The following is a 24,555-nucleotide window of genomic DNA, read 5'->3' as shown; positions in this document are numbered from 1 at the left end:
CTTTAATTAAAATAGTTGAAATTGTAGCTACTTATTCTTGTAATTTCAACTTTACTTCAAATACTGCACCTATCTCACTATTATAAGCTAAAATCTCTCCTTCTTGGTCATTAATAATTTTTTTAGCAATATTTAATCCAACTCCCATTCCACTATGAGTTTTTGAACTAACAAAAGGATCAAAAATTTTATCAATTATTGCTTCATTAATTCCACCTGCATTATCTGAAAACTTTACAATTACCTCATCTTCTTGCTGATAAACATCTACTCTTAACTCTCTTTGTTCATAATCTTGCATATTCTTTAATTCATCTAGAGCATTATTAATGATTATAATCCAGACTTGTTCAATTCTTTGTTTTTGAACTTTTGCAAAGATTTCAAAATCATTTTTATCAATAGTTGTTGGAGTAAACTCTTTATTATTTAGATATATTTTAGAAATCTGTTTAGAAACATTGTATGCCATTGTTAAAGAAGTAAATAATGTAGCAAAGATATTAACTCTTTCTCTTGCTTCAGAAGAGCTTTGAGATATCTCTCTCATTGATTCTACTGTTACAGCAATACGATTAATTGCTTCTTCTATTTTTTCACAGCTTTCAAGCATATTATCTCTTGCTGTTTTATCTTCTAAATCTTCAATATCCATAGTTAACATCTCAAAATTACCTTTTAAATATGTTAATGGAGTATTTATTTCATGAGTAATTCCAGCTGCTAAAGTCCCAATAGAAGTAAGTTTTGCATTTTTTATCTGCTCTTCTTGGTGGATTCTATCTTTTTCTATATTCTTTTTAACTTCTTGTGCAACTCTTGATTCTAAATTATGATTAAGTTCTTGAAGTTTTCTTTTATCTTCTAAAGAGTTTGCAACCATAACTATATTTTTTCTATCAGGTAAAAGATTTAATGATACATCTAAATATAACTCTTCTTGATTTTTACAAATAAAAACTAGCTCTATATTTAAAATTGAACCATATTCTTTAACCTCTTCTATTATTTTTTTTAATAAATCAAGACTTCCACTATCAACTAAATCAAAAATTTTTTTCTCTACTATTTCATTTTCTGTATACTTAAAAAGATTAAAAAACTTTTCATTAAATCTTCTAAAGTTTCCATCAAAATCTATTAATGCTATTCCACTATTTGCATTTTGAAAAATTGTATTTAACTGTTCTATTTGATAGTTTAATTCATTATATAGTTTTTCTATTCTCTTATTATCACTAATATCATTTCTAATATCGGTATATCCTATTAACTCTCCAAATTCATTAAAATCTGGTTGAATATTTGATTTAACCCAATAATCTCCTGCAATTTTTTTAATTCCTTGAAGCTCTCCATTCCAAGTTCCAATGCTATTTAAAATATTAATAATATGTTCTTCAAAATGTTTTGCGCTATTTTTAGTAAGAAGTGAACTATATTTCTGACCTAAAAGTTCTTGTTTTTCAAAGCCTGTAACTCTAGATAAATAAGAGCTTGTATCAAGAATTATAAAATTTGTATCTAATTTTATATACATTACATGTTGATCAAGTAAAGCAAGGCTATCATTTAGCATTAAACTATTTCTTTTTATAGAGTCACTTAAAACATTTTTTTCACTCTCTAATTTTTTATTGATATTTGATAAGGGAGTTGTAAAAATCATTGACATTATAAAAGTTATAATGAACATTAGAAAAGCTACATTATAAAAAGAGTTTTCATACTTTAAAAAAAAGTCTTTATAAGTTAATCTTTCATTATCATCAACAAGGGTAAAAAAATGTTCTTTATTAAAAAATATCTGTTTTAAATAATGTGAATTAGTTACAATAAAACTATCACTAAAGATTCTATTACTAAAACCTCTTATTAAATCTTGAATGTTTAAATTAGGGTTATAATATTTTGACCAAGAGTTTAAGCCTGTTTTATCATAAACTATATTTAAATCTTTATCTATTAAATAATCTATTTTTTTAATTGATTCAAGAAGTGTATCTATTTTATAAGAGACAAATATTGTTTTTTCTTCAACTTTATAAATCAAATCAACTACTGTTTCAATTGGTAGTTTTATCTCTTCTTTTTCTTTTAATAAATAAGGTTCTGTAACAAATAGTCTGTTTTTTTCTATCTCTTCATTATTTAAATAAAAATGGATTAAATGACTTAATTCAAGTGGTGTTTTATATACTTTTCTATCTTTCTTTTCTAAAGACAATATACTTTCTCCACTATTTTTTATAATCTTTAAAGAGTGGATATTATCATTACTCTCTACTAAGATTTTAATCTCTTCTTCCAAAATCTCCTTATTATTGATTTTTTTAAAAGAAGGTGCATTAGAGATTGCATACATAAGTGTCTCATTTGAGCTAATAATATCATCTAATCTTTCTTGAAATAGTTCTGCTTTTGTTAAGAAGTTTTCAATATTTTTTTGTTCAACTTTTGTTTGAAAAGTTTTATATGTCAAAAAAGAGGTAAAAACAAAAAAGATTAATGAAAATAGCAAAAATGCTAAAAATAGTTTTAATGAAAATTGGACTTTCAAATTATTGTTCTCTCCTATTTTCTCTTCTATCTTTTGTAATTAATTTTATATAAAAGCAACAACCATTATCTTCATTTTTAGCCCAAATATCACCATCTAATTTTCTAACAATAAGTTTTGCTATATGTAAAGGTAAGCCTCTTGAAGATAGATTCTCTTTTGTACTAAAGCCTGTTTCAAAAATTTTACTTAAAAATTCTTGAGGAATTCCACCTGCATTATCTTTACATTTGATTAATAAATTATCATTGGTTTTATTTATTGTAATAGTTATTTTGCCATGGGGAATTTTTTTCTTTCTAAACTCTTCTATTGAGTTATAAATTATTCCTAAAATAATCTTTCTTAAATCATATGAAACTCCAAAAGTTTCTAAAGTTTCATCTCCCAATAAAGAAATAGTCACATCTTTTTGAGATACTGAGGCAATTGCAGTTTTTATTGCATTATAAACATTATATTTATCTTCACTTGAATTATGAGAAAAGAGCGTTTTAAACTCATTTAAATGCATAGATAAAATTTTCAACTCTATTCCTAGCTCTTTTGCTAAAGTATTAAGATAGTTTTTATTATAAGAATCTTCTGCAACACTATTTTCAAAGGCAAGTATTTTTGAAGAAAGATTTGAAATAGGCTTTTTCCACTCATTAGAGAAAGCATCTAATATCTGTCCCATTAAAACAATTTTGGATTGATCAATATTCATTCTATCTCTTGTTTTTATCTCATTTAGTTTTAAAAACAGGTCTCTTTTTAATAAAGAGTTTACTTTTAAAAGTTGTTTTTCATCACTAATATTAACTCTAATTGATCGATACCCTACTTTTTCATTTTTAAGGTCATAAATTGGTAAAATATTTCCTCTTACCCAATATGAGTTTCCATTTTTATCAATATTTTTTATCTCACCTTCCCAAACTTCATCATTACTTAGTTTTGACCACATATTTTCATAAAATCTTTTTGAGATATCAGGATGTCTTACCACATTAATTGATTTACCAATAAGTTCATCTTTTTTATATCCACTTACATTACAAAAAGCTTCAGAAACATAAGTAATAGTCCCTCTTAAATCAGTTTCAGCCACAATTACATACTTATCTATACTTTTACTTATACTATCTAGTTTTGATTTTGTAATTCTAAATCTATTATAAAAAAGGTTGATTATAAAAAGTAAAAGAGTTATTATAAAAATGGTTGCAATTAAAACATAAATATATAAATCATATCTCTTAACAATATTTTCATATTCATCACATTTTACATTTAACATTAAATATGAATAGTCACTTACAGGAATAAAACTTGTAATATAATATTTGTCATCTAACCTATAGTCAACAACAAAACTATGCATATTTTTCATCTTTTCTCGAATTTGTTTTAAAGCTTCTGAAGGAATTTTCTTAGTAATAAATCTATTAGTATAAAAAGAGTTTTGATACATAAAATTTGGATTTATATAGTGAGGAGAATAATTTTTTATGAATTCTTTATTTACTCTTTTTTTTAGAGTTAATCTATCAAAAATAAAATCTATTTGAAAGTTTTTTTCAATAAAGGTTTCATGAACAAGTTTTGGTAAATCCATAGATACTTCAAATATTGCAAGGGGATTTAGATTTTTGTCAAAAATAGTTCTTAAATATTGAATAGAAGCATTTGTATCATTAACTGAAAGAATAACCTTTGAATTAAACTCTTTTGAGACTTCTTGAATCTCTTTTTTATATTCATTACTTAAGTTCTTATTATATTTTTCAAAAGAACTTTTATATAAAGGTGTTCCATCTAAGGCATAAAAGTTTATCTCTTTTAGATGATGCTTTTTAAAAAATGTTAATTTTTTCTCATATAATTTATCCAAAGAAGCAAACTTTTCTTCTTTTGAATAACTACTTTTTATTATGTTTTCAAGATTTTTATTATTATGAACATAAGTAAAAAAGAAGAGCTCTGATACATCAAGACTCTTCTTCTTGTAAAGATTAATTATATTTTTATTTTTAACTTGTACATCTTCTTTTTGCTTTTCAATTAAATTAGCTTTAGAAAAGAGAAGTACAACTAAAGAGATAGTTGATAAAATAAGAAATAGAAAACTATATCTAAAAACCAACTTATTATTATTCATTTTAAACTACTTTTCTAGTAAAGTTCTAACTTTCTGACCTAAAGCATCTAATGAAGGAAAGGGTTTCATTATATAATTTTCAGCACCTTGTTTGTGAGACTTTAAAACTTTATCTAAAGTTGAATATGCTGTCATCATACAAACTTTTTGAGAAGGAATCTCTTTTTTTATTCCTTCTAAAAATTCTAAACCATCCATTCCTGGCATCATAATATCTAATAATATTAAATCATATTTTGTTCTAATACAAGAATCAAGAGCAACTTTTGGATTTGAAAAAGTTGTTATTTTATACTCTTGAGTTCTTTTTAAATATTTGTCAATTAGTTGTAGAATTTCTACTTCATCATCTATAATTGCTATTTCATAAATCTTTTTTTCCATCATTAATCCTATGAATTAAATAGTTTAGCTGCAGCATCTTTCATTACTGCATTATTTTTTTCTTCTAAAATTTTATCTAGATATTTAAATACATCTTCACTCGCATCTTCAACTAAAGCAATTTTTTGTTCAATTAGCTGTTTAGAACAAGAGATTTCATTTCCAGAACATTCACTTGCTAATTCATTTGCCTCTTTATGTACTATTGAATGGCAATGTTCTAAATGTCTATATGAAGGAACAAAACTAAACTGTTCTTTACCTAATCCTGTATCATACCACTTACCTAATCTACAATTATGATGGTCAACTGCTTTAAAGTTATGTTCCGCTCCAAAAATTAGTTGATATAGATTGTTTTTATAAATTACGTGATCTAATTTTGCTAGATTAATAAAAATTTTATTTGAAACACTCTCAACTTCATATACAGACCTACTAGAGTTTCTTTGGAAACCATTCATTAAATCACTTAATACTTCTACTCTATTTTTTGTTTCGGCAACAACTTCTGAAACTACATCTGAACTATTTTTTATTTTATGAGTTTCATGTTGAATTAAATCAACAACATTTTTAATCTGAGAAGCTGCTTCTGCTGATCTATTAGCAAGATTTCTAACTTCTTGTGCTACTACCGCAAACCCTTTTCCTGCTTCCCCTGCTGTTGCTGCTTCTACTGCTGCATTTAATGAAAGTATATTTGTTTGAAAAGCTATCTCTTGAATAATATTAATAACATCAGCTATATCTTTACTTTTTGCAACTAAAGAGTTTACTACTTCATGTTCAATTTCTATTTCTTTATGAAGGTTTTCTGTATCACTTACAATTTCATTTGTAAGTTCTAAACCTTTTGTAGAACCTTCTGCTGTATCTTTTGATTCTTTCATCATACTTTGAAGTTCATCTAAAAGGTCTAAATAAGCATTTTGTGTAGTTGTTAAAGAGTTAGTCATATTTTGATTGTGTCTTTCTAATAAGCCACCCTCTTTATTGTCATGTACTGAAGTTTGTCTTAATGAAGCAATAACTTTATCTTCATATTTTTCTAATAAAATTGAAGCCTCACAGTCATTTAAAACAACTGTTTGATTTCCTTGTTTTATTGCTGTTAATAATATCTTTGTATCTAATTCATGAGATTTTGCTCTTCTATTTATAAATAATACTTCATCATTTGTATTAAAAGCAACTAAGCCTTCTTCTTGAGAAATTTCAGCTAATCTTTTATAAAACTCTTTCTCTTTTTCTAGCTCTAAAATTTTTTGTTCATCTTTAAAAGATAGTTCAATTTTCTTTTCAAGATTTTCAATTTTTTTATCTTTTAAAGATAATTCTTCTCTTAGTAGTTCAAGCTCATTTTTTAAACTTTTTAATTCTTGGTTATTTTTCTTTGTATTCGAAAAAAACATCTCTATTATGCCTTTAAAATATTTTGTAAAATTAAGTAAATATTATATCTTAATAGGGCTTTATAATCAAAAAAGTTTTTTAAAGTGCTTTTAAAATCGGCTCGCACATAAGCTTGCTTGTGAAAAATATAACTGAAAGTTATAACCGCCTAACTCTCCTGTTGCATTTAAACACTCTCCTATAAAAAAGAGATTTTTTTGAAATTTACTTTCAAAACTATTTTTATCTACTTCTGAAGTATCTATTCCACCACTTGTTACTTCTGCCTTTGAAAATCCAAAAGTTCCAGCAGGTGAGAAGTCATACTCTTTTAAAATATTAAGTTTCTCTTTTTCCTCTTTAGATAAAGAACTAACTGCTTTATCTTTTAAGTCAATTGATTCTAAAAACTCTTGCATAAATCTTTTAGGAAGAGGTAAAGCAGTCGATATATTTTTATTTCCCTTTAATAAAGAGTCTAATCTTTTTTTAGGTAAAAAATCTATGGTTAATTTTCCTTTTTGCCAATATAAAGAGGCATTTAAAACTGCTGGTCCAGAACAACCTTTATGGGCAAAAAGTAGTTTTCCATTAAATTTTTTATTCTCTACTTTTATTTCAACATCACAAGAGATACCACTAAGATTTTTAAACCAAAACTGCTCTTTTTGTACAGTAAAGCCTACAAGTGCAGGTTTAGTTGGAATTATTGTATGTCCAAACTTTTTTGCAAGATCAAAAGCCAAAGAAGAAGCTCCCACAGTTGTATATGAAAGTCCACCACTTGCTACAACCAATTTTTTAGCTTTTATTATTCCTTTTTCTGTTTTAACAATAAACTCTTTATCATAATCTACATCTAAAACTTTTGTGTTCAAAATCTTTTTAGTATGAGAAGTAAGTTTATTGAACATATCAATTACATCAGAAGAGGCATTACAAAAGTAAGTTCCTTTAACAATTTTAGGATTAACTTTAGGGTAAACACCATTTTTATTTAAAAAAGTTAATAAATCTTTATTTGAAAAAAAGTCAAGGCTATTTTTAATAAACTCTTTATCTCCTAAGTAGTTATTTTCACTTACATTTTCATTTGTAATATTACACTTAGCTCCACCACTAATTTTAATCTTTTGACCTATTTTTGCATTTGTATCAACTAAAGCAACTCTTTTATTCTTAATTTGTGATGCAAACATTAAACCACTTGCACCAGCTCCTATTACTAAAATATCGTATTCTATTATTGTTCCTTTTTACAAATAAAAATATTTTTTTCATTTTCATACTTATACTCTAAGTCATAAGCATTTGCTTTTAAAATATTATGCACAATATATAAACCTAAACCAAATGAGTTATCTGTTTTCTGCTCATTTGCAAAAAATGGCTCATAATATTTTTCTAAATCATAAGCTAAAGCCTCTCCACTATTTTCAAAAATGATATTATCATTCTCCGTTCTTACAGTAACTTTTTTATCTTTTGAGTATTTAATTGCATTATCTAGTAGATTTTTAATTGCAATTGAAAATAGTTTAAAATTAACTTCTAGTTTTAAATTATCATGTTGTTCAATAACTCTATCTTCATCAATCATTAAAATATCTTTTGCGTTATCTAAGATATCATTTAAAAAGTATATTTTTTTATCTACATTTTTTGAAGAGATTAACTCTTCAATTGAAGCAAACTCATTAATTAAAGCCTCTAATCTATTAAAAACCTCTTTTAATTTTGCATCATTTTCTTCATTTCTTTGAATTTCAGTTAAAAACTTACCTTTTGTAATTGGAGTTTTTAACTCATGCATAATATTTCTAATAAAAATATTTCTTGCTTCTTTTAGCTCTTTTAATTTTTTTGCACTCTTTTTAAACTCTAAAGCAAGTAAAGAAACCTCATCTTTTCTATCTGTATTACAGCACTCAAAATCAAAGTTTTCATCACCTAAAGTACTAACCTTATCTTTTAAGATTTTTAAAGGCATTAATTTTCTAAGTGTTACTAAAAATGAGAGAATTAAAGTGATTAAAATTATTGCAAAAATCAATATTATATAAATAGCACTACTTTCAGTAAATTCATTTTTATCTTCAACTAAGAAAGTCATATCTTTTCTATTTAAGTATAAAAATTGTCTATTATCTAATTGTAAAACTCTCATAGTATTATTTTTAAATCTTTTTTCTACAATTACCTTAGTATTTGGATTATAAGTTATTGAATCAATTCTACTTTTCTTTAAATATAAATCATAATTAAAAGGCTCTAAACTCTGTTTAAATTCCTCATTTATATTTCCAAATCTATGATGTTGTCTATAAACCATCTTTGTCAAAGGTTGATATCTTTCAAAGAGAGTACTTTCTAATCTTTTTTGATTTCCAATCATAATGATTATAAAACTTACAACAACTAAAATAAGTGATATTATAAATGTAACAGTAACTGTAAAAAATAAAGATTGTCTATTCATTTGTAAATTTGTACCCCATTCCTCTTATAGTATGAAGATATTTTGGTTCTTTTGGATTATCCTCAATTTTTTGTCTAATTCTATTTATTATAACAGCTAAAGAACCTGAGTTTTCATAATCTGAGTTCAATAAATTTGAATTTTCAAAGATATCTTCTCTACTTATTACAAAGCCATCTCTTTGTACCATCAAAGATAATACTTCATACTCAGCTGCTGTTAATTTAATGAATTTACCATTTTTTGTAATCTCTTTTTTATCACAATTTAGCTCAAAAACTCTTTTAATATCATTTTTTTCTTCTACACTATTATGGTTAAATCTTCTTAAAATTGTTTTTATTCGAACTTCTAATTCTCTTGGGTCATAAGGTTTTGGAAGATAATCATCAGCTCCTAATTGTAAAGCTGTGACTTTATCAGTAATATCACTTCTGGCACTTGAAATAATAATAGGAATATCAAAATTTTTAACAACCTCTTTACATACATCAAGACCATCCATTCCTGGAAGTGTTAAATCTAGTATTAATAAATCAAATTTATTGAATTTCAAACTACTTAGAGCCAAAAAAGGCTCTTCGTAATTCGTTACTTCAATATTATATTGCTTTAAATATTGAGTTAGAACATCTGCTAATTCTAAATCATCTTCTACCATAGCAATTTTGATCAAAGTTCATCCTTTTATTCATCATGAAAGAGATTCTCTCTTTTTTTCTATCCATCATTGCTTTAAGCTCTTTTTTTTGCTCTTTATCTAAAAGCTTATAAACTTTATCAATCATTTCAGCTTTAGATTCTATCATATTCTCTCTTCTTTGTTTCATTAACTCAATATACTTATCTTTATCAAAAGATGATTCTGTAAAAGCACTCTCTTTTTGAAATCTGTTTTTAAACATCTCTTGTCTGATTGCTGAAATTTGTTCTTTTTGTTTTTCATTTAAATTTAATTGATAAACCATTGACATAAAACCTGAAGAACCTTTTTTCATCATTTTATGAGGAGCATTATTATAGTTTCCATTTCCTCCGCACATATTGTTACCACCAGACATATTATTATAGCATGATGCATATAAACCACTTGCTAAAACTGTAGCTAATGCTACTGAAATAATCATTTTTCTTTTCATTATTAACTCCTTTTATTTTTAAAATTATGACATCTATGTTTTAACCACTTTTAAATTTTATATTAACCTAATATTAACCAACTCTGATTTTATGATATAATCAGCCCATGAAAATTTCTAATACCATTTCAAAATCTATCTTTATAGTTTCTACTGTTTCAATTATTTTAGTTTTGTTAATCACTATTTTGCTTCAATATAATAATTTCTTACAAGAGAGTCAAGAGATTAAAACTACTTATATTGAACAAAAAAAAAGACATCTAAAAAAAGAAGTTGATAAAGTATATAAATATATTGAATTTAGAGATAAAGAAATTATTGATAACTTAAAAAAAGAGTTAAAACAAAAAGTAGAGAATGCTTATAATACTGCTTTATATATCTATAATGAAAACAAAAATAAAAAGAGTGAACAAGAGATAAAAGAGCTTATTGTAAATGTTCTTAAAAACTATAGCTTTACAAATGAAAGATCTTATTATTTTATTAATAGTAATAAAGGTAGAGCTATTTTATTTAATAAAGAGTCTTATCTTGATTCTTACAAAGATGTTTGGAATTTATATGATGTAAAAGGTGAATATATCATACAAAAACAAAGTACTATTGCTTTAAATCATGGTTCAGGTTATATTACAAACCATTTTGTAAAACCTGATTTAACAAATAACAAACAATATCCTAAACTTTCATATATAAAACATTTTGAACCTTTTAATTGGCACATAGGAATTGGAGAATATCTTGATGATATTGAGAAACAAGTTCAAGATACTATTTTAAACTATGTTGCTTCTATAAGGTATGATAAAAGTGGCTATATTTTTATTAATACTTTAGATAAAAAAGCTTTAATTTTTAGTGGAGAAAAACAAAACCCTATAAAGATTTATCCTGATTATGAACTTTTTAAAAAACAATTAGATGTTTCAACAAATAGTGAAGGTGGTTTTATAAGATATAACTTCACAAAATTAGATTCAAAAAAAGAGTATCCCAAAATTGCTTATGTAAAAAGATATGAGAAATGGGGTTGGATGATTGGAACAGGTGCTTATATTGATGAAATTGATGAGATTATTGAACAAAAAAAACTCTTCTTAAAAAATAGTGTCTTTTTTCAATTAGAGCTTGCTTTTATTTTTATTTTGTTAGTTATTTTAATAATCTATTTTATTTCAAAAAAAACCTCTTCTTTAATAAATATGCATATTGAAAACTTTATTAATGAGTTTAAAATAGCTACAAAAGAGTTTAAAAAAATAAATACTTATAATCTAGTCTATGATGAATTTAAAACTTTAGCAAATAGCCTTAACCAAACTTTAGAGCAAAGAAATAAGGATTATGAAAAACTTAACAATTATACAAAAATTATTAATGAACATATAATAAGTTCAAGTACTGATTTAAATGGTATGATAACTGATGTTTCTCAAGCTTTCTGTGAGATTTCTGGTTTTACAAAAGAGGAACTAATTGGACAGAATCATAATATTATTAGAGATCCTAGTTTATCTAAAGAGTTTTATGAAGAGGTTTGGGAACAACTAAATAAAAACAATTCTTTTAAAGGTGAAATAAAAAATAGAAAAAAAAGTGGTGAAAGTTATTGGGTAGATATTATTATTCAACCTATTTTTGAAAATGGAGTTAAAATAGGTTATACAGCAATAAAACATGATATTACTGATAAAAAAAGAATTGAAGAATTATCAATTACAGATGAGCTAACAAAACTTTACAATAGAAGATATTTTAATATCAAGATTGAAGAATTAATATTAAAAGCTACTAAAAAAGAGCAGGTTTTATCTCTTTTTATAATGGATGTTGATTATTTTAAAAAATATAATGATACTTATGGACATCAAGAAGGAGATGAGGCTTTAATAAAAATCTCTACTTTTTTAAAATCTTTTTTCAAAGAGTATAAATCTTATGTATTTAGATTGGGAGGCGAAGAGTTTGCTATTTTACTTATTTCAAAAGATAAAGAAGAAGCTGTTTATTTAGCAAATTCTCTTAAAGAAGGAATAGAAGATTTAAAAATTATTCATGAAAAAAGTGAAGTTTCATCATATATGACAAGCTCAACAGGACTTGCTTTCTTAGAAAAAGAAATGGAAAGTAAGGAGCTTTATATAAAAGCAGATAAAGCTTTATATAAAGCAAAACAAGAAGGAAGAAACAAAGTATCAATTATCTAATTGATACTTTATCAATAACTCTTTTGTCTCTTGAAAATTTAAAGGTTTAGAGAAAAGATATCCTTGTCCCATATTACAATCAATACCTTTTAAATACTCTTCTTGTTCTTCATATTCAATTCCCTCTGCGATTACACTATAACCTAAACTTTTTGATAGTGCTACTATTGCTTTAGAAATTTGAACATTTCCATTATCATGAGGAGTATTATCAATAAAAGCTTTATCAACTTTTATAACATCGATAGGAAGTTTTGTTAAATAACTCATAGAAGAGTATCCTGTACCAAAATCATCAATTGAAAACCTAAAACCTAATTCTCTTAGTTTTGACATACACTGCATATTAGTCTTAGAAAACTCCATGATATATCTTTCTGTAACTTCTAGCTCTATTTCATTTGGTTGAAGATTATATCTATTTACTATCTCTAAAATATCCGATACAAAGTTTTTGTCTTTAAATTGTACACTTGAGATGTTTATTGCCATATATTTTAGGTTTTTCTTTAATTTTCTAAACTCAATAAAATCTTTACAAGCTGTTTCAAAAATAAATTTACCCACTTCTACAATCATTCCTGTATCTTCAGCAATACTTATAAATTTATCAGGTCTAATAAAACCTAGAACAGGGTGTTCCCATCGAACTAAAGCTTCAAAAGAGACTACTTCTTTAGTTTCAAGTAAATATTGAGGTTGATAACATAAAAACATTTCACCTCTTTGTAAAACTCCTTTTAAAGCCTGTTCAATTTTTAATTGTTCATGAACATCAATTGATAACTGCTTATCATAATATTGATAATTGTCTTTACCTTTCTCTTTTGCATGATACATTGCAGTATCTGCATTTTTTATAAGTGTTGAGATATCTGTTCCATCATTAGGATACATAGAAACCCCAATACTTGCACTTGTATTTAGAACATGGCTTTTAACTTTTATTGGCTCTTTTATTAATTCTAAAATTCTTTGGCAAACATAACCAGCTGCTTTTTTAGTTTTACTTGAATCTAAAACTACAATAAACTCGTCTCCACCCATTCTAGCAATAGTATCAGTATCTCTTAAGACTTTTTTTAATCTTTGAGCTAAAACTTTTAATAATTCATCTCCTATTTGATGACCTAAAGTATCATTGATTATTTTAAATCTATCAAGGTCAATAAATAGTACAAAAAGATTTGATTCATTTCTCTTTGCAATAGAGATATTATAAGCTAAATCTTCTTCTAGTTTTGCTCTATTTGGAAGTTTTGTTAAAGGGTCATGATAAGCTAAAAAATCAGCCTTTTCTTGTGTTTCAATAATCTCTTTTAAATTTGTATGAACAGCAATAAATTTAGAAAACTTTCCATCTTTATCTCGTAAAGCTGAAATATTTAACCAAATAGGAATAATTTCTCCATCTTTTCTTTTATCATAAATTTTACCTCTCCAATAATTATTCTCATTTATTGAAGTCCACATCTTATTATAAAAAACTTTATCATGATAACCAGATTGAAGAATTCTTGGAGTTTTACCTAAAAGTTCTAATCTTTCATAGCCACTAATATTCTCAAAAGCATTATTTACAGTAATAATCTTTTTATTTTTATCACAAATTAAAACACCTTCTTGAATATTATCAAAAGCAATAGAAGATAACTCCAAACTCTCTTTTTGTTTTACATATTTAGTAATATCAAGTTTTATTGCAAGATAATTTACAATTTTTTTATTAAGTAAAATAGGAACAATTGAAGCTTTTTCATAAAAGATAGTTCCATCTTTTCTTTTATTAACAAACTCTCCTTCCCATTTCTCACCATTTTGTAATTTATTATTTAATTCAGAATAAGTATTAACAGGGGTATCTCCTGAATTTAAAAATCTAGGATTATTTCCAAGAACATCCTCTTTTTTATATCCACTTATTTTTTCAAAATTTTCATTCACATATAAAATATTTTGTTCTGGGTCAGTTAAAATAATAGAATTATCAGAGTTTTCAACTGCATATTTAAAAGCTAAAAGTTCATTTTTTATTTTTCTTGTTCTTTTATGCTCTAAATAAATCACTATTATCATAAAGATTAAAAATAGGAAAAATATTGAAGCAATTATTAACTGCATCAACATTTTTTTATTATAACTCTCTATTAAAAGAGTATCTACTCTTTCTAATTTTTGTGCTAAATCTAAATTTGTTACATTATCTTTTAATTTATTTATTTGAACTATTTTATTAATAGTTTTTTTTGTATGTATATATAATAATTCTAATCTTTTATCTTGAATCTCTTTTACTAAGATATCTATTTTATTTAGATTTTTATTCAAAGTTTTTTGATTATCACTTAGATTGATAAAACTTTGCATTAACAAAAATAGTGTTTGATTTATTAAAACTTTATGGTCATTAGAAATTCTACTTTTATTAAAATATTGATTCAAATCATAAATAAAATAGATCGAACTTAAATTTGAAGCTTGTAAAGATTTATATCTTTCAATATAATCTAACTTTTCTGCAAATAAAGAGTGAATTTCAGCTAATTCAATATAAATAATTGGAGAAAATTCTGTTTTGATTTTACTTTTTAAAATACCATTTAATATCTCATCAAAGCCATTTGTCTTTTTTACAATCTCATCAAAATTTACAAATTTATCTTGTTTTTCTAAAAAATTATCTAAATATAAATTTATAAATTTTAATTCATGAATCCCTTTTTTATAAAAGCTATAATTTTTAATACTATTTTCTATATGGTATAAATATGCAAAAAGCGAACCTATAAAAAAAGCAAAAAAGATTAGCTTCATTTCAAATGTTGCAATAAATTTCTTCATCTATTTTATTATTATTAATTCCCCATTTAATGTTTTTAGAAAGGCTACAATTTTTTCTATTTCTTTTTCTGTTATTGGTCTTCCTAATTGAACTAAAGACATTGTCTTTACAGCATCTTTAAGATTATCATAACGTCCATCATGAAAGTATGGAGCTGTTAAACTAATATTTCTTAAACTTGGAACTTTAAAATAGTATTTATCCCATTCATTTTTTGTAATATTATATTTACCTAAATGTTTACTATCAATATCAACTATCATTCCAAATTTACTATAAAGATTCCCTCCAATATTTACCCCATTATGACAAGAGATACAACCTTTACTTCTAAAGAGTTCATATCCTTCTTTTTCAAAAGAAGTAATTGCAGTTTCATCACCTCTTAAAAATCTATCAAAAGCAGAGTTTGGAGTAATTAGAGTTTTTTCAAATTCAGCAATTGCATCAGCAAGATTTTCTTTTGTAATTCCATCAATATATATTTTTTTAAAATCTTTATTATATGTAGTAGTTTTTAGTTTTTCTACTAAAGTAGCAAAGTCATGACCCATTTCTATAGGATTTTCTATAGGACCTAAGGCTTGCTCTTCTAAATTGTGCGCTCTACCATCCCAAAATTGTCTAAAATTGAAAAAAGAGTTTAATACAGTAGGAGCATTTATATCACCTTCTTGACCATCAATTCCTACAGAAAATTTTAAACCATCATCTCCACCATTGTTTAAATCATGGCAAGTAGCACAAGAAATTGAACTATCTTTTGAGAGTATTGGATCAAAAAAGAGTTTCTTCCCTAATAATGCTTTTTCATAATTATAATCGACTGTTTGAGGGATAGGTTCAATACTTGAGCCTAAAAGATATACAATAGCAATTTGTAAAAAAAGAATTTTTTTAAAAAACAATGAAATTCCTAGCTTCTATAATAAATCGCGATTATACCAAACAAAAACAAAAATTTTGATATAATAATAAAAAACCATCAAGGATTATCTATGAAAAATATAGCAATTTTTTATGCTAGTAGCACAGGTAATACAAAAGCAATAGCAGAACAGTTATCTAAAAATTTAGATGGAATAAAAGAGTACAATATAAAACTCACTGGTTGCGAATATATGAGAGACTATGAAAACCTTATTCTAGGTATTTCAACCTGGGAAGATGGAAAAATGCAAGAAGACTGGGAAAAAAGTTGGGAAGAGTTTTCCAGAATAGATTTTAAAAATAAAAAAGTTGCAATATTTGGACTAGGCAATCAAAAAAAATATAAAAATAATTTTTTAGATGCAATGGGAAAGTTATATAAGCAACTAATTAAAGCAAATGCTCAAGTAATAGGTTTCACTTCTACTATTGGGTATGAGTTTGAAAAATCTGAGGCAGTAATTGAAAATAGTTTTGTTGGATTAGCATTAGATTTAGAAAATAAAGAAGATAATTTGAAAAAAATTGAAGAGTGGACTACAATTTTAAAAAGAGAGTTCAAATAGGAGTTTTATCCTATTTTACTCTTGACACTCAGGACAAGTACCATATAATTGCATAGAGTGACTTGTAATCTTAAATTTATTTTTCTTTGCAATTCTTTCTTGTCTTTTTTCTATCTCATCATCTAAAAATTCAATAATTTTTCCACAACCTGTACAAATTAAATGATCATGATGTTCTTTTTTATTGCTTTCATACTTTTTACCGTCTACACCAAAATTAATTGATGTGATTAAATTAACCTCTTCTAAAAAGCTTAGTGCTCTATATACTGTTGCAATACCAATATTTGAGTCAGGATTTTTAGCTTTAATAAGATTATAAATTTCTTCTGCAGTTAAGTGTTCCTCAGCATGAAGTAAAACATTCAAAACAACTTCTCTTTGTTCTGTATATTTTAAGCCTTTTTGTTTAACAATTTTCTTTAATTCATCAATTACTTCATTGCTATTTGCCATAAGTTTACCCTTAAATATTTATTACTTAATAATTATTACAAAAAACAGTTCAATTTTACTTAAAATGATTTGTAAAGAACATTAATTTTAGTTATATTTCCAAAAAACTAGCAGAGCAATATTAAATTAACTATGAAAATTAAGTCGATGTTCAGTATCATTTCATTTGAATGATAATCATTATTAAAGAAGGACTTAATTTTGTATCTTAATGAACTATCAAAAAATGAATGTGCAAAAATCGTTGCTATAAAATGTACTGATAAATTAAAAGCTAGACTCTCTTCTTTTGGAATTACACGAGGCTCTGATGTTTTTATTATCGAACATACATTATCAAAAAATACAATTGAAATTAAAATAAACAATACAAAAATTGCTTTAAGAAAATCAGAGGCAAAACTTATTGAAGTAGAAAAAAGCTCATGCAAAAACTAATAAAAATTGCTCTTGTAGGTCAACCAAATGTTGGTAAATCAATGCTTATTAACTCTATTTCTAATTCAAGATTGAAAGTTGGAAATTTCTCAGGAGTTACAGTTGAGAAGGCTGTTGTTGAGTTTGAATACAAAGATTACCTTTTCCATATTACAGATTTACCAGGTTCTTATGCTTTAAATGACTATACTTTAGAAGAAAAAGTTACTAAAAAATATTTAGAAGATGATGAGTATGATATTATTTTAAATGTTGTTGACTCAACAAATTTAGAGAGAAACTTATATCTTACAAGTGAACTTTTAGCTTTAAATAAAAAAATGGTTATTGCTTTAAATATGATTGATGAAGCAAAAAAAGAGAATATTGAGATTGATGAATTACAATTAAGTAAAATCATTGGAAAACCTTGTATTAAAACTTCTGCAAAAAATAAAATAGGTATTAATGAACTTGTTAAAGCCTTAATAGATAAATTTGAAACACCAAAACTTGAATCAAAACTTATTTTTTCAGATGTTGTTGAAGAAGAGATAAATAATATTATCAAACTTTTAGAAGCTAAAAACTATAAAACAGAAGTAACTTATAGAGAGTTAGCCATAAAACTTCTACAAGAAGATAAAAAGACTTTTCTTAGTTTTCACGATGAACCAATATGGATTGAATTACAACCTCTATTAAACAATGCTTTTGAACATCTTTATATTCATTTTCATACTAAAAATATGAAAGATATTTTTGATGATGAAAAATTTGCTTTTGCAAAAGGAGCTGTAAAAGAGACTGTAGTTTTAAATGAAAAAATAGAAAATAAAACGCTAAGTGATAAAATAGATAATCTCTTAATCAATAAATTTTTAGGACTTCCCATCTTTTTATTTTTGATGTGGGTTCTTTTTCAATTAACCTTTGAACTTGGTAATATTCCAATGGATATTATTGATAGCTTTTTTGCAACTTTAATTGAGAGTACAAAAAATGCTTTAGGAGAGAATCAACTCTCTTCTATTATTGCAGATGGAGCTATTGCAGGAGTTGGTTCTGTAATTTTATTTCTACCAAACATTGTAATTTTATTTTTTGGAATTGCCCTTTTAGAGACTACTGGTTATATGAGTAGAGTTGCTTTTTTGTTAGATGGATTTTTTCATAAATTTGGTTTACATGGAAAATCTTTTATCCCTTTAGTTACTGGATTTGGTTGTTCCGTTCCTGCTTATATGTCAGCAAGAACACTAAAAAATGAAAAAGATAGACTTCTTACACTATTTATCATTGGTTTTATGTCTTGTGGAGCTAGACTTCCAATTTATGTACTTTTTACTGGAGCTTTTTTCTCTCAAGAACAAGCTGGAAATATCCTATTTCTAATCTATATTTCAGGTGCCCTATTAGGTCTTATTGCCGCAAAAGTATTAAAAATAACAGTATTTAAAAATGAAGATGAGCCTTTTGTAATGGAGATGCCTAAATATAGACTTCCTTCCTTTAAACTTATTTGGCATACTGTTTCAAATCAAGCTTTAATGTATTTAAAAAAGGCTGGTACTTTTATTTTAGCAGCTTCTATTCTTATTTGGTTTGCTTCAAACTATCCAAAGCACCTTGATTATGAAGAGATGATGAATAAAAAAATTGAAAAAGCTGTAAATATTCAAGAAGTTGAAAAACTAGAAAATGAGATTGCTTTATATAATTTAGAAAACTCTTATTTAGGAAAAATTGGTAAATTTTCTCAACCTCTTTTTGAACCTTTAGGTTTTGATTGGAGAATGACAGTAGCACTTGAAACAGGGCTTGCTGCAAAAGAAATTGTAGTATCTACTTTAGGAATACTTTATGGTTTAGGTGAAGAACTATCAGAAGAGAGTGATAGTTTAATAGACAAAGTAAGAGCTAATATACCTTTTACTTCAGCTGTAGCATTTATTGTTTTTGTAATGATTTATTTACCTTGTTTAGCAGCATCAATGGTATTTACAAGGGAAGCTGGGGGTTGGAAATATTTTGTTTATCTATTTATATTTACAACTACTACAGCATGGGTATTATCTTTTATAGCATACAACATAGCAAAAGTAATAGTTATTTAAATAACTATTACTTTATTTCAAAAGTTGTTACTGTTTCTCTTTTATTATCTATAACTTTAAATTGCCATATTCCAGGTAATCTTCCTGCAATATATCTAAAATCATAAATTGACCCATGTCCTGCAGGAATCAATACCGTTCTATCTCTAGAGATTTCTCCATTTGGATCAATCCATAAAACTTGAATCTCTTTGTCCTCATCTGAACGTTCGTGAATATATTTACAAACTATTGAGTTTTCATCTTCTAAAATAAGACAATCTGCACTATATTTTGTATCTTCATCAATTGTTTCTGCAAAAATAGTTGAAAATAAAAAAAGAGATATTAGAATAATCTTTTTCATATCTTCTCGCTTTATTAATATTGCAGAAATTATATCATATTTTGATTACGATTTGTACTTTTCCCATATAGCCTCTTCTTCAAGGCTTACTCTGTTAGTTAAAATTTCAAAAGGAGTATACGCTTCTTTATAACCCATTGATAAATGATCTTTTATCCAGTAACCTAAATAGATATATGGAATATTTAATTCTTTTGCAATTTTTATTTGAGCCAAGATAGAGAATTTACCAATTGATAAATCTTCATAATCATGGTCATAAAAGCAATAAATTGAAGAGATTGATTCTGATAAAATATCTACTAAAGCAACTCCAATTAATTTACCATCTCTTACATATAAAAACTCTTTTGTGAACTCATCTTTACCTTGTACATATGACCTGTCATATTCTGCAGGTTCAATAGGGAAATAGTTCCAATCCTTCTTTTTATTCATATGGTAGTGATATTTATCATAAAGTTTTAAGTGATCTAAAGTTAAAGAAGGAGCTTGAATATATAGTTTTGTATCCAAGTTCTTTTTAAATACCCTTTTTTCGGAACGAGAGAATTTGTAATTTTTTACATCAATTCGCATAGAGATACATTTTGTACAAGCTTTGCATTCAGGTACAAAATGCATTTTACCAAATCTACGCCAACCATGTTCAAGCATATTTTGGTAATCCTCTTTTTTACAATTACTTATATATCTATATCTAATATCAGATACTTCATCATCAAAATAGGAACACTCTCTTTGTTCTTCTATAAACTCTACATCTCGTTCTAAAATATGCATATTAATTTATTCGTTAATCTTTTCTTTTATTTCTCTAACAATTTTTGTTATTTTATCAATTTTTTCACTATTTGACAATGAGTCATCAATTAAATGTTTAACAAAAGCACTTCCAACGATTACTCCATCAACATTTTTTGCTTTTTCTTTACAAGTTTTTTCATCTACCCCAAAACCTATATAAAGAGGGGTATCTGAGTACTTTTTAACCGTTTCAATAATAAAACTTAAATCCTCTTGTTGACCACTTCCTGTAATTCCTGCATAAGCAACCATATAAATAAACTTTTGTGCATTTTGAACTATTTGCTTAATTCTATTTTCACTATGAGTTGGAGCTACAAAACTTATATTTGCTTTTTTATACTTATCAAATAAAGGTTTTATTAATTGTGCTTCCTCAAAAGGTACATCAGGAATAATCATTCCATTTACACCAAACTCATCTGCTTTTTTTAAGAAATTTTCTATTCCATAGTTATAAAAAGGATTCATATATCCCATCCATAACATATCCATATTTGGTGCTATTTTTGAAGAAACTTCAAATAAATCATTTAAACTAAATTTGTTTTCTAATGCAATTTGGTTTGCTTTTTCAATAACTGGTCCATCAGCAACTGGGTCAGAGAAAGGAACACCTAGTTCTAAAATATCAACACCTGCTTCTTTCATACTTAAAGCCAAATCAACAGAAAAATTATTGTTAGGAACTGAACATGTAATATAACCAACTAATTTTTTCAAAATAAATCCTATATAAATTATTAAATCCAATTATTCTATCAAAATTTATCTTGTAAGGGTATGAGTATTCCCCTAACTAAAATAAAAAGGATATTTTTGATACAATAATTACAAAATATTATAAATTATTAGGGAACTTTATGAGTATTATTAAAAATGACTTTGAAAAAATGAATGTAACTAAAATCAAAAAAGCTAAAAATAGTAAAAACTTAACAATGATTACAGCTTATGATGCACTTTTTGCAAAACTTTTTGAAGAGATAGCTGATATTATCTTAGTAGGAGATAGCCTAAATATGAGTTTCGCAGGAAAACCTGATACTCTTTCTGCTACTTTAGAACAAATGATTTATCACACAAATGCCGTTTGTGCTGGAGCACCAAAAGCTTTTGTAGTTTTAGATATGCCTTTTGGAACTTATATAAATAAAGATGAAGCCTTAAAAAATGCAGTAAGAGTTTATCAAGAGACAAATGCTGCTGCTGTAAAAATTGAAGGTGGAGAAGATAGAGCAGATATTGTAAAACATCTTACTTCAAATTCAATTGCAGTTATGGGACATATTGGGTTAATGCCTCAATATGTACGAAGTGAAGGTGGATATAAAGTTAGAGGAAAAACAAAAGAGGATACAGAACAATTAATCAAAGATGCTATTGCTATTGAAAAAGCTGGTGCTTTTTGTATTGTAGTTGAAGGAGTGATGTCAGAAGCTGCACAAAAAATCACAGAAGCAATTTCTATTCCAGTAATAGGAATTGGAGCAGGAAATGTAACTGATGGACAAGTTCTTGTATGGTCAGATATGTTAGGTTTCTTTGAAGAGTTTAAACCAAAATTTGTAAGACATTATTTAAATGGGGCTCAATTAGTAAAAGATGCTGTAAATCAATATAGAAGTGATGTTCAATCAAAAACATTCCCTTCAAAAGAAGAAGAGTATTAAAAGATGGAAAGAGTTGTAGAAGTAGAACAAGTATCATTTGAAGAAGATAATGCAGAAGTTAATCTAAGACCCTCTTCTTGGGATGATTATATTGGTCAAGAAAAAATCAAAAAAAATCTAAAAGTATTTATTGAAGCTAGTAAAAAAAGAGGTGAAGCCTTAGACCATATCCTTTTTTATGGACCTCCTGGACTTGGTAAAACTACAATCTCATATCTAATTTCAAATGAGATGAATTCAAATATAAAAGTAACTGCTGGACCAATGATTGAAAAAAGTGGTGATTTAGCAGCTATTTTAACTAATCTTGAAGAAGGAGATATTCTTTTTATTGATGAAATTCACCGTTTAAGTCCTGCAGTTGAAGAGATTTTATATCCTGCTATGGAGGATTATAGACTCGATATAATTATTGGTTCTGGACCAGCAGCACAAACAGTTAAGATTGACCTTCCAAGATTTACTCTTATTGGAGCGACAACAAGAGCTGGTATGCTTTCAAACCCTTTACGAGAGAGATTTGGTATGCATTTTAGAATGCAATTTTATACCTTTGAAGAGTTAGCAAAAATTATTCAAAAAGCTTCTATAAAACTTGATAAATTTTGTGAAGATAATGCTGCTTTAGAAGTATCTAAAAGAAGTAGAGGAACACCAAGGGTTGCCCTAAGACTTCTTAGACGTGTTAGAGATTTTGCAGAAGTTGAAAATGAGAATACAATCAAAATTGAAAGATGTAAATATGCCCTTGATGAATTAGGAGTAAATGATACAGGTTTTGATGAGATGGATATCAATTTACTTGAACTTCTAGTTTCAAATAAAGGTAAACCAATGGGTCTTTCTACAATTGCTGCTGCACTTAGTGAAGATGAAGGTACAATTGAAGATGCTATTGAACCATATTTATTAGCAAATGGTTATATTGAAAGGACTGCAAGAGGAAGAGTTGCAAGTGTAAAAACCTATGAACTATTTAGGTTAAATTATCCAGGAAGTGAAAAACTAGATGAAGGAACACTTTTTTGAAACCACAATATTTTCTAATAGCCCTTACAGCTGTTACACTCTTTTTTATGTTTGAGCTTTTTAGCCCATTTTTAAAACCTATGTTTGTTGCCCTCCTTCTAGCTGTGGCAACAAACTCATTAAATATATATTTAAAAAGACAAATTCCAAGTCAGTTTATTTCATCAATGTTGATGACAATCTTCTTAACTGCAATCTTTTTTATTCCTATCTTATATTGTATTTTTTCATTTGCAACAATGATTAATAAGATTGACCAGAAAGCTTTAATTGAAATCTATAATGCAATGGAACATTGGGTAAAAAATATGCCAAATGATTTACTATTTATAAAAGAGCAATTAAATAAAATTCTTGATAAGATTGATATTCCTCAACTTATTCAAAATCTAATCTCTTTTGGTGCATTTTTAGGGAAAAACTCTGCAAAATTTATTATAGATATGATTATGATTTTAATTTTCTACTTCTTTTTCAATTACTATAGTACAAGCTTATCACACTATTTTAAAGAAGCAATGCCTCTAAAAAAAGAGGATTCAAATGCTTTATTTTATGAATCATCAAATGTAATGAGTGTAGTTTTATATTCAATATTAGTAACTGCTGTTTTTGAAGGTTTATTATTTGGTTTTTTTGTGAGCTTTTTTGGTTATGATGGAATTTTATTAGGTGTATTATATGGTTTTGCCTCTTTAGTTCCAGTTGTAGGAGGTCTAATAATGTGGCTTCCTGTAGCTATTTATGAGATATTTACAGGAAGTACTACTAATGCTATTGCTATTGTAGCTTACTCTATTATAGTTATCTCAATTATTGCAGATACTTTTATCAAACCTATTATTATTAAATATATAAATCAAAGAGTAGTAAAAACACCAAGTGCAGTAAATGAACTTTTAATTTTCTTTGCAATTGTTGCAGGACTTTCTACTTTTGGTTTTTGGGGAATGATTATAGGACCAGCTATGGTTACATTTTTTATTTCACTTATTCAATTACTTAATAAGTTTAGTGATGATTTTTACAGTATAAAAAGAAGTATAAAGAACGAATAAT

The 24,555-nt window shown here is 26.1% G+C and carries 21 protein-coding genes; 7 read left to right on the top strand and 14 right to left on the bottom strand.

The genetic code is table 11. The features are described 5' to 3' along the window. Positions 1-31 precede the first annotated feature (31 nt). The 8 genes from ABIV_RS02580 to ABIV_RS02545 form a co-directional block, all read right to left on the bottom strand. Positions 32-2,560 (bottom strand): PAS domain-containing sensor histidine kinase, encoded by a 2,529-nt coding sequence (locus ABIV_RS02580; RefSeq protein WP_114838410.1) that lies wholly within the window; start codon positions 2,558-2,560, stop codon positions 32-34. Position 2,561: 1 nt separating this feature from the next. Continuing rightward, entirely contained in the window at positions 2,562-4,703 is a 2,142-nt protein-coding gene (locus ABIV_RS02575) for a PAS domain S-box protein (RefSeq protein ID WP_114838409.1), read from the bottom strand. A 6-nt stretch (positions 4,704-4,709) separates the two neighbouring features. Next, positions 4,710-5,087, bottom strand: a complete 378-nt coding sequence (locus ABIV_RS02570) for a response regulator (protein WP_114838408.1) — start codon at positions 5,085-5,087, stop codon at positions 4,710-4,712. Positions 5,088-5,095: 8 nt separating this feature from the next. Next, positions 5,096-6,502 carry a methyl-accepting chemotaxis protein gene (locus ABIV_RS02565; protein ID WP_114838407.1) on the bottom strand — a complete coding sequence of 469 codons (1,407 nt, stop codon included), beginning with the start codon at positions 6,500-6,502 and terminating at the stop codon, positions 5,096-5,098. 90 nt (positions 6,503-6,592) lie between these two features. After that, on the bottom strand, positions 6,593-7,714 hold the full coding sequence (locus ABIV_RS02560; protein ID WP_337442128.1) for a BaiN/RdsA family NAD(P)/FAD-dependent oxidoreductase: 1,122 nt from the start codon (positions 7,712-7,714) through the stop codon (positions 6,593-6,595). Between the two features lie 11 nt (positions 7,715-7,725). Beyond that, on the bottom strand, positions 7,726-8,961 hold the full coding sequence (locus ABIV_RS02555) for an ArsS family sensor histidine kinase (RefSeq protein WP_114838405.1): 1,236 nt from the start codon (positions 8,959-8,961) through the stop codon (positions 7,726-7,728). Further along, on the bottom strand, positions 8,954-9,637 hold the full coding sequence (locus ABIV_RS02550) for a response regulator transcription factor (RefSeq protein ID WP_114838404.1): 684 nt from the start codon (positions 9,635-9,637) through the stop codon (positions 8,954-8,956). Before ABIV_RS02550 ends, ABIV_RS02555 begins: the two co-directional genes overlap by 8 nt. Continuing rightward, positions 9,609-10,100 carry a Spy/CpxP family protein refolding chaperone gene (locus ABIV_RS02545; protein WP_114838403.1) on the bottom strand — a complete coding sequence of 164 codons (492 nt, stop codon included), beginning with the start codon at positions 10,098-10,100 and terminating at the stop codon, positions 9,609-9,611. Before ABIV_RS02545 ends, ABIV_RS02550 begins: the two co-directional genes overlap by 29 nt. Before the next feature lie 107 nt (positions 10,101-10,207). Between ABIV_RS02545 and ABIV_RS02540 the strand changes: the two genes are divergently transcribed. Further along, entirely contained in the window at positions 10,208-12,313 is a 2,106-nt protein-coding gene (locus tag ABIV_RS02540) for a cache domain-containing protein (RefSeq protein ID WP_114838402.1), read from the top strand. Here ABIV_RS02540 and ABIV_RS02535 read toward each other — a convergent pair. Both ABIV_RS02535 and ABIV_RS02530 read right to left on the bottom strand, forming a co-directional pair. Further along, on the bottom strand, positions 12,302-15,154 hold the full coding sequence (locus ABIV_RS02535; protein ID WP_114838401.1) for an EAL domain-containing protein: 2,853 nt from the start codon (positions 15,152-15,154) through the stop codon (positions 12,302-12,304). The genes ABIV_RS02540 and ABIV_RS02535 overlap by 12 nt on opposite strands. Then, positions 15,155-16,063, bottom strand: a complete 909-nt coding sequence (locus ABIV_RS02530; protein ID WP_114838400.1) for a cytochrome-c peroxidase — start codon at positions 16,061-16,063, stop codon at positions 15,155-15,157. Between the two features lie 90 nt (positions 16,064-16,153). On the opposite strand from ABIV_RS02530, the gene ABIV_RS02525 reads away from it, so the two are divergent. Continuing rightward, positions 16,154-16,651, top strand: coding sequence for a flavodoxin (locus ABIV_RS02525; RefSeq protein WP_114838399.1), 498 nt, complete (start codon positions 16,154-16,156; stop codon positions 16,649-16,651). Between the two features lie 15 nt (positions 16,652-16,666). Here the strand turns inward: ABIV_RS02525 and ABIV_RS02520 are convergent, their stop codons facing one another. Next, the gene (locus tag ABIV_RS02520) at positions 16,667-17,107 is read right to left on the bottom strand and encodes a Fur family transcriptional regulator (RefSeq protein ID WP_114838398.1); all 441 of its coding nucleotides are present in this window, start codon (positions 17,105-17,107) and stop codon (positions 16,667-16,669) included. A gap of 201 nt (positions 17,108-17,308) precedes the next feature. Here ABIV_RS02520 and ABIV_RS02515 point away from each other — a divergent pair, with 201 nt between their 5' ends. After that, on the top strand, positions 17,309-17,545 hold the full coding sequence (locus ABIV_RS02515; protein WP_114838397.1) for a FeoA family protein: 237 nt from the start codon (positions 17,309-17,311) through the stop codon (positions 17,543-17,545). Next, positions 17,533-19,641: a ferrous iron transport protein B gene (gene feoB / locus ABIV_RS02510; RefSeq protein ID WP_114838396.1), complete on the top strand. Its 2,109-nt coding sequence runs from the start codon at positions 17,533-17,535 to the stop codon at positions 19,639-19,641. The genes ABIV_RS02515 and feoB overlap by 13 nt, the downstream gene beginning before the upstream one ends. Before the next feature lie 7 nt (positions 19,642-19,648). On the opposite strand, the gene ABIV_RS02505 is transcribed toward feoB, so the two are convergent. The 3 genes from ABIV_RS02505 to trpA are packed head-to-tail and all read right to left on the bottom strand — an operon-like array spanning position 19,649 to position 21,517. Next, a complete protein-coding gene (locus tag ABIV_RS02505) occupies positions 19,649-19,987 on the bottom strand; it encodes a hypothetical protein (RefSeq protein ID WP_114838395.1) in 339 nt (112 codons plus the stop codon). Between the two features lie 45 nt (positions 19,988-20,032). Next, complete coding sequence (locus ABIV_RS02500; protein WP_114838394.1) at positions 20,033-20,770, bottom strand: arginyltransferase; 738 nt, start codon at positions 20,768-20,770, stop codon at positions 20,033-20,035. 6 nt (positions 20,771-20,776) lie between these two features. Next, positions 20,777-21,517, bottom strand: coding sequence for a tryptophan synthase subunit alpha (trpA, locus tag ABIV_RS02495; protein WP_114838393.1), 741 nt, complete (start codon positions 21,515-21,517; stop codon positions 20,777-20,779). A 140-nt stretch (positions 21,518-21,657) separates the two neighbouring features. Between trpA and panB the strand changes: the two genes are divergently transcribed. Genes panB through ABIV_RS02480 form a run of 3 tightly spaced genes read left to right on the top strand, consistent with a single transcriptional unit; the run spans position 21,658 to position 24,554 of the window. After that, on the top strand, positions 21,658-22,467 hold the full coding sequence (gene panB / locus ABIV_RS02490) for a 3-methyl-2-oxobutanoate hydroxymethyltransferase (protein WP_114838392.1): 810 nt from the start codon (positions 21,658-21,660) through the stop codon (positions 22,465-22,467). A gap of 3 nt (positions 22,468-22,470) precedes the next feature. Further along, positions 22,471-23,496 (top strand): Holliday junction branch migration DNA helicase RuvB, encoded by a 1,026-nt coding sequence (ruvB, locus tag ABIV_RS02485; protein WP_114838391.1) that lies wholly within the window; start codon positions 22,471-22,473, stop codon positions 23,494-23,496. Beyond that, entirely contained in the window at positions 23,493-24,554 is a 1,062-nt protein-coding gene (locus ABIV_RS02480) for an AI-2E family transporter (protein WP_114838390.1), read from the top strand. The genes ruvB and ABIV_RS02480 overlap by 4 nt, the downstream gene beginning before the upstream one ends. Position 24,555 lies beyond the last annotated feature (1 nt).

Origin of the sequence: Halarcobacter bivalviorum, assembly GCF_003346815.1 — a bacterium.
Taxonomy (GTDB): domain Bacteria; phylum Campylobacterota; class Campylobacteria; order Campylobacterales; family Arcobacteraceae; genus Halarcobacter; species Halarcobacter bivalviorum.
This window is presented reverse-complemented; position numbering and strand designations above follow the sequence as displayed.